The organism is Gordonia aurantiaca (assembly GCF_039939235.1).
In the GTDB taxonomy this organism is placed as follows: domain Bacteria; phylum Actinomycetota; class Actinomycetes; order Mycobacteriales; family Mycobacteriaceae; genus Gordonia.
The window spans coordinates 159,103-171,603 of the sequence record NZ_JBDUUF010000001.1 but is presented as its reverse complement, the minus strand read 5'-3'; the positions used below and the strand labels follow the sequence as shown (position 1 = coordinate 171,603).

Annotated in this window: 13 protein-coding genes and 1 tRNA gene; 5 read left to right on the top strand and 9 right to left on the bottom strand. The window is 69.0% G+C overall.

Annotation, left to right across the window (positions count from 1 at the left end; genetic code table 11):
* Nucleotides 1-10: 10 nt before the first annotated feature.
* The 3 genes from ABFT43_RS00775 to ABFT43_RS00765 all read right to left on the bottom strand — a co-directional run bounded on the left by ABFT43_RS00775 (nt 11) and on the right by ABFT43_RS00765 (nt 3,844).
* Entirely contained in the window at nt 11-1,447 is a 1,437-nt protein-coding gene (locus ABFT43_RS00775; protein WP_347958502.1) for a UDP-glucose dehydrogenase family protein, read from the bottom strand.
* A 304-nt stretch (nt 1,448-1,751) separates the two neighbouring features.
* The gene (gene dcd, locus ABFT43_RS00770; RefSeq protein ID WP_347958501.1) at nt 1,752-2,321 is read right to left on the bottom strand and encodes a dCTP deaminase; all 570 of its coding nucleotides are present in this window, start codon (nt 2,319-2,321) and stop codon (nt 1,752-1,754) included.
* 20 nt (nt 2,322-2,341) lie between these two features.
* Nucleotides 2,342-3,844: an HNH endonuclease signature motif containing protein gene (locus ABFT43_RS00765; protein WP_347958500.1), complete on the bottom strand. Its 1,503-nt coding sequence runs from the start codon at nt 3,842-3,844 to the stop codon at nt 2,342-2,344.
* A 156-nt stretch (nt 3,845-4,000) separates the two neighbouring features.
* On the opposite strand from ABFT43_RS00765, the gene ABFT43_RS00760 reads away from it, so the two are divergent.
* Nucleotides 4,001-4,074: transfer RNA gene (locus ABFT43_RS00760), tRNA-Gly, on the top strand.
* Nucleotides 4,075-4,156: 82 nt separating this feature from the next.
* Here the strand turns inward: ABFT43_RS00760 and ABFT43_RS00755 are convergent.
* Both ABFT43_RS00755 and ABFT43_RS00750 read right to left on the bottom strand, forming a co-directional pair.
* On the bottom strand, nt 4,157-4,396 hold the full coding sequence (locus ABFT43_RS00755; protein WP_347958499.1) for a hypothetical protein: 240 nt from the start codon (nt 4,394-4,396) through the stop codon (nt 4,157-4,159).
* A gap of 121 nt (nt 4,397-4,517) precedes the next feature.
* A complete protein-coding gene (locus tag ABFT43_RS00750; protein WP_347958498.1) occupies nt 4,518-4,712 on the bottom strand; it encodes an alpha/beta fold hydrolase in 195 nt (64 codons plus the stop codon).
* Between the two features lie 295 nt (nt 4,713-5,007).
* Here ABFT43_RS00750 and ABFT43_RS00745 point away from each other — a divergent pair, with 295 nt between their 5' ends.
* Nucleotides 5,008-6,060 (top strand): hypothetical protein, encoded by a 1,053-nt coding sequence (locus ABFT43_RS00745; protein WP_347958497.1) that lies wholly within the window; start codon nt 5,008-5,010, stop codon nt 6,058-6,060.
* A 37-nt stretch (nt 6,061-6,097) separates the two neighbouring features.
* On the top strand, nt 6,098-6,823 hold the full coding sequence (locus ABFT43_RS00740; protein WP_347958496.1) for an NADPH-dependent F420 reductase: 726 nt from the start codon (nt 6,098-6,100) through the stop codon (nt 6,821-6,823).
* Between the two features lie 74 nt (nt 6,824-6,897).
* Here ABFT43_RS00740 and ABFT43_RS00735 read toward each other — a convergent pair whose 3' ends face one another.
* Nucleotides 6,898-7,512 carry a TetR/AcrR family transcriptional regulator gene (locus ABFT43_RS00735; protein ID WP_347958495.1) on the bottom strand — a complete coding sequence of 205 codons (615 nt, stop codon included), beginning with the start codon at nt 7,510-7,512 and terminating at the stop codon, nt 6,898-6,900.
* Between the two features lie 96 nt (nt 7,513-7,608).
* Here ABFT43_RS00735 and ABFT43_RS00730 point away from each other — a divergent pair, with 96 nt between their 5' ends.
* The gene (locus ABFT43_RS00730; protein WP_347958494.1) at nt 7,609-8,316 is read left to right on the top strand and encodes an SGNH/GDSL hydrolase family protein; all 708 of its coding nucleotides are present in this window, start codon (nt 7,609-7,611) and stop codon (nt 8,314-8,316) included.
* Nucleotides 8,317-8,429: 113 nt separating this feature from the next.
* Here the strand turns inward: ABFT43_RS00730 and ABFT43_RS00725 are convergent, their stop codons facing one another.
* On the bottom strand, nt 8,430-9,182 hold the full coding sequence (locus tag ABFT43_RS00725; protein ID WP_347958493.1) for a LysR family substrate-binding domain-containing protein: 753 nt from the start codon (nt 9,180-9,182) through the stop codon (nt 8,430-8,432).
* A gap of 41 nt (nt 9,183-9,223) precedes the next feature.
* On the opposite strand from ABFT43_RS00725, the gene ABFT43_RS00720 reads away from it, so the two are divergent.
* Nucleotides 9,224-9,610, top strand: a complete 387-nt coding sequence (locus ABFT43_RS00720) for a DUF5997 family protein (RefSeq protein ID WP_347959235.1) — start codon at nt 9,224-9,226, stop codon at nt 9,608-9,610.
* 26 nt (nt 9,611-9,636) lie between these two features.
* Here ABFT43_RS00720 and ABFT43_RS00715 read toward each other — a convergent pair whose 3' ends face one another.
* Entirely contained in the window at nt 9,637-10,149 is a 513-nt protein-coding gene (locus tag ABFT43_RS00715) for a hypothetical protein (RefSeq protein ID WP_347958492.1), read from the bottom strand.
* A 128-nt stretch (nt 10,150-10,277) separates the two neighbouring features.
* The gene (locus tag ABFT43_RS00710) at nt 10,278-12,434 is read right to left on the bottom strand and encodes an MMPL family transporter (protein WP_347958491.1); all 2,157 of its coding nucleotides are present in this window, start codon (nt 12,432-12,434) and stop codon (nt 10,278-10,280) included.
* Nucleotides 12,435-12,501 lie beyond the last annotated feature (67 nt).

The window sequence follows — 12,501 nt, the reverse complement described above, 5'->3', positions numbered from 1 at the left end:
CAATCGGGAATCAACCTAGCATGTCCGCACCTATGGTCGCCCGCTTCACGAATCCGTCAACCTGCGTGAACGATTCGAGCGGGACGCCTTTCGGGCTGGTCACGGCGCCGCCGAGCGCGCGATGGTCCCAGCCGGCCGCCCGCCACATCTGCGGGTCGAGACAACGCCTCGCGTCCACGATCCGCCGCTGCCGGACGACGGGCGTGAGCTCGTCGGGCGACATGTGCACGAACTCGGCCCATTCGGTGGCGACCACGACCACATCCGCACGATCACACGCCTCTCGGGCGGTGGCGGCGTACCCGAGCGACGGCTGGAGTCGACGCGAGTTCTCCATCGCCTGTGGGTCGAAGACGGTGACCAGCGCGCCGTCGAGAGCGAGACGACCTGCGACGGCAAGAGCCGGGGAGTCACGGACGTCGTCGCTCTCGGGTTTGAACGCCGTGCCGAGGACCGCGACGTTGCGTCCGAGCACCTCACCGCCGAGCGCCTCGGTCACGAGGTCCACGGCCGCGGCGCGCCGTCGCATGTTGATGGCGTCGACCTCGCGGAGGAAACCAACCGCGCGCGCCGCGCCCATGTCCTCGCCCCGTGCCGCCAGAGCCCGGATGTCCTTGGGCAGGCAGCCTCCGCCGAATCCCAAGCCCGCGTCGAGGAATCGCCGACCGATACGGGGATCGTGGCCGATGGCGTCGGCGAGCGTCCCGACGTCGGCGCCGGCGATCTCACACAATTCGCTCATCGCGTTGATGAACGAGATCTTGGTCGCGAGGAACGCGTTGGCCGACACTTTGACGAGTTCTGCCGTGGCCCAGTCGGTTTCGATGAACGGAACCCCGGTGTCGAGGATCTCGCGATAGATCTCGCGCAGGACCGTGCCTGCCGTCGCAGCATCGGGCCCCCGGCCTGCGGTGGCCGACCGAACATCCGTTCCGACGACGAGCCGATCGGGTCGGAGTGTGTCCTCGACGGCGAAGCCCTCGCGCAGGAACTCCGGACTCCACGACAGTTCGACGTCGGCGCCCGGAGCACTCAGCGACGAGATGCGCTGCGCCAGTGCCGCGCACGTCCCGACCGGAACGGTGGACTTGCCGATGAGGAGGTGCCGGCCGCGGAGGTCCGGGACCAGGGCGTCGATGGCGGAGTGCACGTGGGACAGGTCGGCACCGTGCCCGCGTGGCTCCTGCGGTGTGCCGACGCCGATGAAGTGGATGGTGGCGTGCTCGGCGGCGGCGTGGTGGTCGGTGGTGAAGCGGAGTCGCCCGGCCTCGAGGTTGCGGCGGAGGATGTCGGAGAGCCCGGGCTCGAAGAAGGGCACCTCACCGGATTGCAACCGCTCGACCTTGGCGGCGTCTACGTCCACACCCAGCACGTCGTGTCCGAGTTCGGCCATGCAGGCCGCATGTGTCGCGCCGAGGTAGCCGCAGCCGATGACCGTGAGCTTCATGGTCGCCACGGTTACCCATGGAGTTGTCGGGTGAACCCACCGTGGGTTGCGACCGGCGATCGAGTCGGTGAACGCTCGGCGTTCCCGCCCCACCCGCGAGGCCCGCATTGCCGAGGCCGCCGAGGCGGCTGCGGCCCCCGGCGCGGCCTCGAAGGGATGCCCGGTCGCCCCCGTCCCACCCCACTCGACGCACTGGCGGCCGAACTCACCGCGTGGTCGGGTGGCGTCGACCGAACGCAGCGAGCGGCACCGCGTATCGAGGGCTCCGTCGGTCCCGGATGAGGTCCCGGTCCCGGATGAGGTCTCAGTCCCGGATGAAGTTCAGGTACGCCTTCGACGGCGTCGGGCCGCGCTGGCCCTGGTACTTGGACCCGACCTTCTCGCTGCCGTAGGGGTTCTCGGCCGGGCTGGTCAGGCGGAACAGGCACAGCTGCCCGATCTTCATGCCGGGCCACAGGGTGATCGGCAGGTTGGCCACGTTCGACAGCTCGAGGGTGATGTGCCCGGAGAAACCGGGGTCGATGAAGCCCGCGGTGGAGTGCGTGAGCAGCCCGAGGCGCCCCAGCGACGACTTGCCTTCCAGGCGGCCGGCGAGATCGTCGGGCAGGGTGCACACCTCGAGGGTGGAACCCAGCACGAACTCACCCGGGTGCAGCACGAACGGCTCGCCCTCGGCGGGTTCGACGAGGGTGGTCAGTTCGTCCTGACGCTGCGCCGGGTCGATGTGGGTGTACCGGGTGTTGTTGAACACCCGGAACAGGCTGTCGAGCCGGACGTCGACGCTCGAGGGCTGGACGAGGCCGGGATCGAACGGGTCAATCGCGAGGCGCCCGCCAGCGATCTCGGAGCGGATGTCGCGGTCGGAGAGCAGCACGTGTCGAGGTTATCGAATGATCAGGGCGGATCTGCGCCGGTGTCGTCGCGTTCGGTGGTGTCGGGACGTCCGAGCCGGCGCCGCAGCCGTCGACGGGCCTCGGCCCGCATCCGGTCGAGGATGGCGTCCGTGCGGTGCGCGTGGTTGATCCGCGGCGCCCGATCGGGATGCGATCGCGGCGGGTGCCACACCGCGCGACCTGCGTCGATGCCCTCGGCCTCGATCGTCGTGGACCACTGGTCGTCGCCGTGTCCGACCGACCGGTTGTGGGGCCCGCACGCCATCGTGAGCAGGTCGATGTCGGTGGGTCCGTTGTCGGCTTTCCACTCGACGACATGGTGCATCTCCGACTCGAAGGCCGACCGGGTGCAGGCGGGGCCGGTGCATCCGCCGTCACGACCCACCGCGGCGATCCGCTGGGCACGCGACGCGAACCGCTTGGCGCGCCCGAGGTAGAGGACCTCGCTCGTGTGGTCGCGGAAGACCTCGAGGTACTCCTGCGCCTCGGCGGCCATCTCGACCGCGTCCTTGATCGGGACGAGGGTGCCCGTCGCGGTCCGGGCCGGCGCCCCGGCCTGTTCACGCAGCGCGGATTCGCTGATGGTGATGATCAGGTGTGGCGGCAGGCCGTGATGCGACCTGCCGAGTGCGCCGCCGTCCAGTGCGTACCGGAGCAGCGCGGTGAAGGCGTCGTGGTTGCGCTTGGCCTGGGAGCGGTCGTCGCGATCGGCGGCGGCCGCGAGCACCTCCGGGTCCGCGGCCGCGGGGTCACCGGCGGGCGATTCCGGGTCGTCGGGATTGTTCATGCCCTTCGCCGCCCACACGGCCAGCACGACGTCGAGCATGGCCCGGGTCTTGGGGTCGAGGGTGGCGGTCAGCCTGGACATCAGCCGGCTGTCCTGGGGTCCGAGCCGCATACCGCGCATGCGAGCACGGTCGCGGTCATCGGTCAGCGTCCCGTCGGGATCGAGATGCGCGAGGATCTGCGCACCCAACCGGCGCAACGACGACGGATCGTAGTCGCACGCGTAGTGCGCGAGGGTCGCCTCGGCGGCCTCCTTGTCGACGGTGTCGGCAGAGGACGGGATCTTCTGCATCGTCTCGATGATCACGTCGACGTGTCGACCCGATATCGCACCTTCCGCAACACCTTTGGCGGTCTCCGGGTAACGGGCCCCGTTCAGCTCGCCTTGGAGGTCGTGGAACCTGCCGAGCGCCCACACCCGGTTCGCGAGCCGATTCGCCTCGCCGTGCCGGCCGAGCTGATGGATGAGGAACTTGGTGACGTTCTGACAACCGGCGTGCCGATACGCCGAACGTTCCTCGATCTCCACCATGGTGTCGGTGAAGATCGCAAGCATGCGCCGTTCGGCACGCTCGTGCTGGATCGCGGCCTCGAGCAGCTGCGTCTCGGAGCATTCTCCGGACCGCGTGCGGGTGATCTCGTCCAGGAGCGCATGGAGACGCTCGTACTGGTCGAGAAGAAGTGGTGTAGGTGTTGCAGACGGCTCGACGAAAGCCATGATCTGTCCCCCATCATCATGGCCAACTCGAATGTACGTTCGATTCTACCGGCGTTTTACCTGGTGCGCAACCGAAAGAGGCGGAATCGCGACACCCTCCGTGAAGGACGGGGAAGGGTTTGCTAGGCTTTCGCTCGCGAGGTGAAGACCTCGCACGCCGATGTAGTTCAATGGTAGAACATCAGCTTCCCAAGCTGAGAACGCGGGTTCGATTCCCGTCATCGGCTCCACTCGAAACCCGCTCTGAGACAGGGTTTCTGACGCACACCATCGATGCCGGTCGGCCGTCGCCGCCGATGCTGCACGCGCACTTCACCCCTTCACACGACCGCGCACCTTGTCGACCGCGTCGACCACCGCATCGGGGCGCTGGTTCTGGATGCGGTGGGTGGTCCCCGGCACCGTGGTCAGCTCCGCGTCGGGCAGGCTCGCGGCAAAGGCCGCCTTGGCCCTAGGCCAGGCGTCGGCCAGCGCCCGGTAGTCGTCCGCGTACTCCGGCGGCGGGTCGAGCATCGGCGCCTCCCGGCCGCGGACGAGGACGGCGACCGGCACCGACGGCAGCGGTCCACCTCGTCGAGAAGCGTGTCCATCGAGTAGCTTTCGGCGATGTACTCCTCCGGATAGGTGCCCGGCGCGAGCTTCGGGTGGGCGATGATTTCCCACTGGTCCGGGGTCACGCTGTCACGGAGCTCCGCATGGGCGCGTCGACGAGGACGAGCCCGGCCGTCTCGTCCGGGTAGGTGGCGGCGCAGAGCGCCTGCAACGGGCCGCCCATCGAATGCCCGACCAGCAGGTACGGCCCCGCCTTACCGGCAGCGTCCGACAATTCGTGCAGTTCGGCGACGACCTCGGCCGGGTCTCGCGGCATCGGAACCTGATCGCTGCGCGCAGGCTCGGTCCGACCGGAATCGGTGACCTCCCCCGTCGTCGACGGTGATGGTGACGAGCGAGTGGGGCGACCCGTCGTATCCTCGGCTCGACGCCTGCGACGTCGAGCCGATGCGAAGAACCAGGGGGAACGATGCGACGAGATCGGGAGCGCCGGCGCGGAACCTGCGCCCGGTGAGGCCGGAATGAGCGAGTCGCCCCCGCCCACCGGCTCTGGCGCGGGCAGACCGGGGACTCGGACAACTGCGGTCGCCACACGGGACATCACGAACCGGATGGGCCGGACGTATTACCTCGATCAGCCACTGGTGTGGCTGGTGCTCATCCCGGCCATCGTCATCGTCCCGACCGCCTCACTCGTGTTCGACGCGATCGGGGAACCCCTCTCGAAGGTGCTCCTCACGCTCGCCCTAGGCGCCTTGGGCGGTCTCGCGCTTGCGGGCCTGTTCACCTGGGGATTCCTCTACCGGGCCGCCGCGCGCGAGTGGGCCCAGAAGGTCCCCGAGGGCACGTCGATGACAGCCGAGTTCCGGCCCGACGAGATCTCGACGGGCTGGGCCGGCAACGTCTCGACGGTCCCGGTCGACGGCATCCGATGGGTCCGGTATCGCGATAGGATTGCGACATTCACCATCGCCGGCTTCGGGACGCGGCTGATCATCCCCGACGAGTTGATGCCGCCCGAGATCCGCGACGACCTGCTGAAGAGATGCGAGGGGCGCCGTCCGTTCTCCTGCCGCTCCCTCGGCACGACGGTGTCCGCCGAATCCGCCGGGCCCCCGCCCCGGATGTCCCGGAGGGTCGATCACGTCGACGACGCCATCCGCGTCGAGTACATCGCCGACGAAGGGCTGGCCGACCGGCTGCGACGCTCCATGCTCAGGCCCTTCACGATCGGATTGTTCTACCTCGCGTGTCTCGTTCCCCTCGTCGCACTGCTCACCGTCGAGGCGTATGCGATGGCCGCGCTCCCCGGAGCGGCGATCGTGGCGATGTCCCTGTTGTTCTTCACGCCGTTCTTCGGCCGCTGGTGGCTCCGGCGGACCGCGCCGCCCGGCACCCCGGTGAGCGCCGAGTACGGGCCCGATCGAATCCGGTTGCGACTCGGCACGTACGACCGCACGCTCGATCGTGCCTCGATCCGTCGGGTCGGACGGCTCGGTACCTCCCTTCGGGTGACCTCGCGGACCTCGACCGACGTGCTGCTCATCCCGGACGAGTTGCTGACGCCGGAGATCGCGACCGGACTTCTCGAGGAATTCGGACGTCCGCCCTGGTGGCGGCGGCTGGTCGACGCCCTGCGCCGACGCCTGAGGGCCTCGGCCTGATCGGGTCTCTCGCGTCACACCCACCTCTCCACACGGAATGGACCGTCCCACCGCGTCGTTGCGCCGGAGGTCAATCCATCGCCGAACAGAGGGTGCAACAGTGAAGATCGGGATCATCGGAGCAGGATTCATCGGCGGCGCACTGACCCGTCGTCTCACCGAGCTGGGACACGAGGTGCGGGTCGCCAATTCCCGCGCCCCCGAGACACTCGCCGACCTCGCGGCAGAAACCGGGGCGACCCCCGTCTGGGCGGCCGAGGCGGCCGAGGACGCCGACCTCGTCATCGTCTCCATCCCGCAGAAGAACGTGCCCGACCTGGCGCCGGGCATCCTCGACGCCCGCAAGGCGGGTGCGCCCGTGATCGAGACGAACAACTACTACCCGCAGCAACGCGACGGACTCATCGAGGCGATCGAGAGCGGGATGCCCGAGAGCGTCTGGGTGTCGGAGGAGATCGGCGCGCCGGTCTTCAAGGTGTTCAACGGGATCTACTGGAAGCACTTGCTGAAGAAGGGTCTCCCGGCCGGCGCCGAGGGACGCATCGCACTGCCGGTCGCCGGTGACGATCCCGAGCACAAGAAGATCGTGTTCGCGATCGTCGACGAACTCGGTTTCGACCCCGTCGATGCCGGTCCGCTCGTCGAGTCGTGGCGTCAGCAGCCGGGAACACCGGTGTACGGCAAGGACTTCGGCGTCGCCGACACGATCGCCGCACTCGCCGACGCCTCGCCGGAACGCACGGCGGAGTGGCGGGCGGTCTGAGTCACCGGCTCATCCGTCCCGGCCCCGGTCCGTTTGCTGTCGGTCCGGCTTCCGGGCACGACAGCCAACGGATGTCACGCGCCATCCCCCAGTAACCCGTCCACGATCGCCCGCGCGGTCGGCACCGCCGTCTCGTCACCGATCCGCGCACCCGTGTTCGCGGCCGCGACCAGCGCGTCGAGTTGGAACGCCAGTGCATGCGGGTCGTGGCCGCCCAGATGGCCCTCATCCTGGGCGCGTCGGATCTCCTTCTCCAGCAACGTGAGCCAGTCCCGTCGATCCGCGGCGATGGCGTCGCGCACCGCACCCTCCCGGCTGTCGAACTCGACCGTCGTCGCCACACGGAAACACCCACCCGGCATCACCGGTTCGGCGATGTAGTCCAACCACCGGTCGACCAGCGCGCGTAGGCGCCGGATGCCTGCCGGTTCCCCCGACGTCGGCTTCACCACATGCTCGACGAACACCTCGCGCGCGGTCTGCACCGCCGCCAGTTGCAGGTTCTCCTTGCTCCCGAACAGCGTGGCGACGCCGCTCTTGCTCACCCCCAGATCGGCGGCGAGCTTGCCGAGACTCAGGTTCGTCAGCCCCTCCACCGAGGCCACGTCGACGGCGTGCCGCGCGATCGTCGCGCGGGCCTTCGCCCCCTTGATCAGGCGCTGATCCGAGGTCTGCGTTGGGTCAACCACGTCTCCATGATGACACCAAGGCCTTGCGAAGTCGAACGAACGGTCGTACGTTGAACAATACGCACGACCGTACGTACTTCTATCGAGGAGCCGACGATGACCATCGAACAGACCCGCGCCACCGCACCCCTGACCGAGGCCGACGACCCGATGCTGCTGACCTCCGACGAGGCTCGCGCCCACCTGACCGGCCTACCGTGGCGACGGTTCGTCGTCATGGGCGACTCGGTCGCCGCCGGCACCGGCGACCCCTGGCCCGGATACGAGGATGTCCCCTGGGCCGACCGGCTCGCCGCGACGATGAGCGAGGTACGACCCGACCTCGCCTACCTCAACACCGGCGCATTCGGCGCGACGATCGATCAGGTTCGGCGCGAACAACTTTCGACGGTCCTGGACTTCGAACCCGATCTGATCCACCTCTCCGCGGGCGCGAACGACCTGCTCTCCGGCGCAGACCTCGACGACGTCGAGCACGATCTCGACACGCTGTGCGCCGTCCTCGCCGCGAGTGGGGCCCAACTGTCGATGTTCACCCTCGCCGACGCCTTCACCGACCGTCTGGTGCGGTTCCGTCCCACGTTCGCAGCCTATGCCGACATCGTCCGACGGGTCGCCGCCCACCACGGCGCGATCCTCACCGAGTTCTGGGCCCACCCCGCCCGCCTACGGGACAATTGGCTCAGCGCAGACCGCATCCACCTGACGAAAGCCGGCCACGCGGTGGTCGCGAGCGAGATGACGCGATCGCTGTCGCGTGCCCTCCGCGACCGCCCGGGTCGCTCGGACGGCCACAGCCGCTAGACAACCGGTGTGGCCTCGGCCGCAGGGCAGCCCCATCCGCCGGACCACCCGAACCACCCGGACCAGGCAGCGAGCCCCGTGGCGGCGTAGCACGTCCATCGACCAAACGTCGATCACCGGCGCTTGGGACGGCCCCCCGTCCTCCTGCGCGCGCCCTTGCCCGGGATCTTCCCGGCCGCCTCGCGCGCGGCCCGCTTCGCGGCGGCCTTCTCCTTCGCCGAACGCTTGGGCGCCGGTTCGGCCCGCCCCCGTGACGAGGTCGCCTTTCGGCCCCGCACTATCCCGATGAACTCGTCGGCGAGTTCACTCGTCGGCTGCGGCCACAGCAACCCGACCCGGCCCGTCGGCGCGTCGGTCACCGGCCGGTACACGAGGTCCTTGCGGTGATGCAGCCGCGCGAGCGACATCGGCACCACCAGGAGACCGATCCCAGCGGCGACGAGTTCGATTGCGTCGCCGACGGTTTCGGGACGGTGTTCGATCGGGGTCCCGGGGCGTTCGGTGACCGCGAGCGGCTCGTCGAGCGGCCACAGGAACTGCTCGTCGGCGAGGTCGTCGAGGGTCAGCTCATCGCCCGCGGTCAGCACGTGGTCCCTCGGAACCACGACGACGGTGGTCTCCTCGTACAGCTCGATAGTGTGATGCGGCCCGGCATCGCCGTGACCCAGCGCGTCGGGGAGGCGCGTGATCGCCATCTGCACCCGGCCCTGCCCGACCGCGTCGGCGCATTCGGCGACGTCGAGTGCGACCAACTCGAGCGGTACGTCGGGTAACCGCTCCTCCCAGATACGGACCCATTTGCCCGGGGTCACGCCGGGGACGTACGCCAGGCGGAACGTCGGGGCGTCGGGTGTGATCACGCCCAAAGGCTACCGCCCGATACCCTGGGGGAATGAGCTCGCAGTCGATGAAGCCGGCCACCGCCGCCAAGAAGCTGGACGTGTACCTGCCGGCGACCCCTGCCGAGTTCCGGGAGGGCACCATCACCCGCGAGGAGCTCGCCGCCCTCCAGGCCGATCCACCGGAGTGGCTGCGCACACTGCGCGCCGAGGGCCCGCATCCCAAGAACCTGGTCGCCGCCAAGCTTGGTGTCTCCAACTCCGCGCTGGTCCGCAACGGGATCACCGAGGCGTTGACGACCACGCAGATCAACGAGCTGCTGGCCGAGATGCCGGAGTGGCTGTCCGCCGAACAGGCCAAGCAGGTCGAGGTGCGCCGCGAGCAGCGTCGCATCAAGTCACTGCGTGAGGACAAGCGGCGCGAGCGCGAAGAGGCCGAGAACTCCGACGACTGACCGCGGTCATCTCGGCGTCCCGGCGGTCACGGGACGGTGAGCACGTTCAGTCCCGGGATCGCGTCGATCGCCATGGGCGGCCGGTCGAGGTTGTCCCGCATGATCCGCACCGTCGCCGCGACCGCACCCGAACCGGTCTCGGCCACCGCCGACGTCGGCAGCGTCGACGGGTACCCGTCGGAGTTGGTCGTCTTCCGCCAGTGCCGGAGGCGCACCACACCCGACTTGCCCGTGACGACGTTGCGCCACGCGACCTCCAGGAACCGGGACTCGTACTGATACTTGTATGCGGCAGGCGCCGGGACGACGAACTCGACCGCCCCGGGCGGCGGCGGATACTGCAGCGTCCGGATCGCCGGCCTCGCGACGACCCGCACCGGCGAGAACGTCCCGCCCGCGACGTCGGGCGGGATCTCCAGTCCGTTGAGCGCCGGGATGTCGAAGCCCAGCGACGGCAAGGCCGCCGGTCTGGAACCCGGCTCGGCCCCGGCGGCCGCAATGCCGCCGAGGGCGAGCGCCAGCGTTGCGAGGACTGTCACGGACGTGCGGACGATGAAGTGCATGAGCATCTTTCGGTCGCTGGTCGTGGCTCGTCCCTCGACCGTCGCACAACCCATCACCGCGTGCAAGGACCCCGGATCCCGCAGTGCGCACCGAACACCAGGGATCACTCGCGCGTCGACGCCGAATCCGACTGTCCCCCGGACCGGTCCACGAGATCGTCGTCCGCGGCGTCGGCCGGCGTCCCTGCCCGCGTCGGCCACCAGAACCAGCGGCCGGAGAAGATCGACAGCGACGGCACCACCAACGGGGCCACGGCGAGCGACGCCAGCAATACACCCACCGCGACGCCGGCGCCGAGCTCGACCAGGTTGTCCAGGCCGGTCAGCATCAGCGAAGCGAAGGTGAGCGCCAGGATCGTGCCGGCCACCGCCACCGTCGCGACGTCGTGCCGCACGGCCCGGAACGCGGCGTCGCGCGGGGATCGTCCGTGTTTGAACTCCTCCCGCAACCGGGATGCGATCAGGATGTTGTAGTCGGTGCCGATCGCGACGACGAACAGGTACAGCACGATCGGCGTCGACGCGTCGACACCCGGCAACGACAGCGCGTCCTGGAAGATCAGCACCACCAGCCCCATCGTGGCGCTGAAGGTCAACGCCACGCACGCGAGCAGCGACAACGGCGCGAGGATCGCGAGCAACAGCACCCCGAGAATCACCAGCACGACGGCGAGCGCGGCCGGGAACACGTGCCGCGTGTCGGAGCGCAGCTGATCCCGCACCTCCGCCAACGACGCCGTCTGCCCTCCCACGTACCCGTCGACGCCGGGCAGCGCCGAATGCACCGCGTCGCGCAGGGGTCCGTCGATGAGATCCAGAGCCGCTGAGCCATAGGGGTTCTCGTCGAGGATCACGGTGAAGAGCGCCCTGGTCCCGTCGGGTGTGACGGTGGGCGCGGACACCGACGCGACGTCGGGCACGGCGGCGAGCTCGTCGTGCGCGGTCTGCATCTGCTGCTGGTTCATCGGTGCGCCGGCCACGAAGTACACCTGCGTCGGACTGAGTGCACCCTGCGGGAACGATTCGGCCATCAGATCGTACGCCTGCTGCGACGGCGTGTCCGACGGCAGTTCGCCGAGCGTGTCGTAGGTCGGCTTGTAACCCGGCGCGAATGCGGTGAACACCGCCAGGATCGCGATGATCACGACCACGATCACCAGCGGTCTCGTCGACACCGTGTGCGCCACGCCTTCGGACACCCGGTCCGGTCCCGGCTCTCGAAGACCCCACGGCCAGAACAGCTGTCGGCCGAGGATCGCGAAGAGCGCCGGGACCGCGGTCAGCGCCGTGACCAGCATGAGCAGGACCGAGATCACCAGCCCGGGCGCCATCGTCCACAGGGAGCCGAGTTTCGCGACAGACAGCACCGCGAACGCCCCGACCACGGTCAGCGCCGACGACGCCACGACCTCCCCGACGATCGACACCGATCGCTCGATCGCCTCGTGGCCCTTTCGACCCGCGCGCATCTCCTCGCGATAGCGGAACAGCAGGAACACGATGTAATCGGTGCCCACGCCGAACAACACGACGACGAGGATCGCGTCGAGCGACGAACTCACCTGGAAGTCGAACAGTGCGGCGGCCGCGGCGGTCAGACCGCGCGCCGCGGTGTAGACGATGCCGATCAGCAACAGGGGCAGCACCGCGATGAGCAGGCTGCGGAAGGCGATCCCGAGCAGCACGATGATCACCAGGACCGTCGCGATCGTGATGATGTTCTCCGCGGAGTCGTAGGCCGAGGCCGTGTCGACGAGAATCGCCGCATTGCCGGTGAGGCCGGACGTCAGGTCGCCGCCGCGCAGCTGGTAATCGGCCGTGTTGCGCACCTGCCCCACCGCCGTGTCGACGTCCTCGTCTCCGGGCTGCCCGGTGAACGCGACGGCGATCACCGCGAGTCTGCCGTCCTTCGACAACGACTGCGGTCCCATGGTCGCCGACGCGACTCCGGCGACCGAGCCGTCGCCGAGCCGTTCGGCGAGTTGCTGCGCCTGCTGCTGATCCGCCGTCGTCAGCGGCCCGCCGTCGACCCGGGAGACCACCAGGCTCCCTGACGCCCCGCTGCTCTGCGGGAAGGCATCGCTGCCGATCGACTGCGCGGTCACCGACTCGAAGTCGTCGGGCAGGAACGCCGCCTGATTGCCGGTGGAGTGGTCGTCGAGATCCGGTGTCGCCACGATGATCACACCCATCGCGACAATCCACGCGGCCAGCACGTACCACGGCTTGCCCAACACGGTCCGCGCGATCGCAGCGAACATGGCGACACCTCCCTGGAGTTCACATGTCGACCCCCGGCGAGGACACGTTCGGCGACGTCGAGCCGGC

Excerpts from the sequence above, each read along its gene's own strand:
- ABFT43_RS00775 (WP_347958502.1), bottom strand. The coding sequence starts at position 1,447 with ATGAAGCTCACGGTCATCGGCTGCGGCTACCTCGGCGCGACACATGCG.
- ABFT43_RS00765 (WP_347958500.1), bottom strand. The coding sequence starts at position 3,844 with ATGGCTTTCGTCGAGCCGTCTGCAACACCTACACCACTTCTTCTCGAC.
- ABFT43_RS00750 (WP_347958498.1), bottom strand. The coding sequence starts at position 4,712 with ATGCCGCGAGACCCGGCCGAGGTCGTCGCCGAACTGCACGAATTGTCG.
- ABFT43_RS00745 (WP_347958497.1), top strand. The coding sequence starts at position 5,008 with ATGGGCCGGACGTATTACCTCGATCAGCCACTGGTGTGGCTGGTGCTC.
- ABFT43_RS00740 (WP_347958496.1), top strand. The coding sequence starts at position 6,098 with ATGGACCGTCCCACCGCGTCGTTGCGCCGGAGGTCAATCCATCGCCGA.
- ABFT43_RS00730 (WP_347958494.1), top strand. The coding sequence starts at position 7,609 with ATGACCATCGAACAGACCCGCGCCACCGCACCCCTGACCGAGGCCGAC.
- ABFT43_RS00720 (WP_347959235.1), top strand. The coding sequence starts at position 9,224 with ATGAAGCCGGCCACCGCCGCCAAGAAGCTGGACGTGTACCTGCCGGCG.
- ABFT43_RS00710 (WP_347958491.1), bottom strand. The coding sequence starts at position 12,434 with ATGTTCGCTGCGATCGCGCGGACCGTGTTGGGCAAGCCGTGGTACGTG.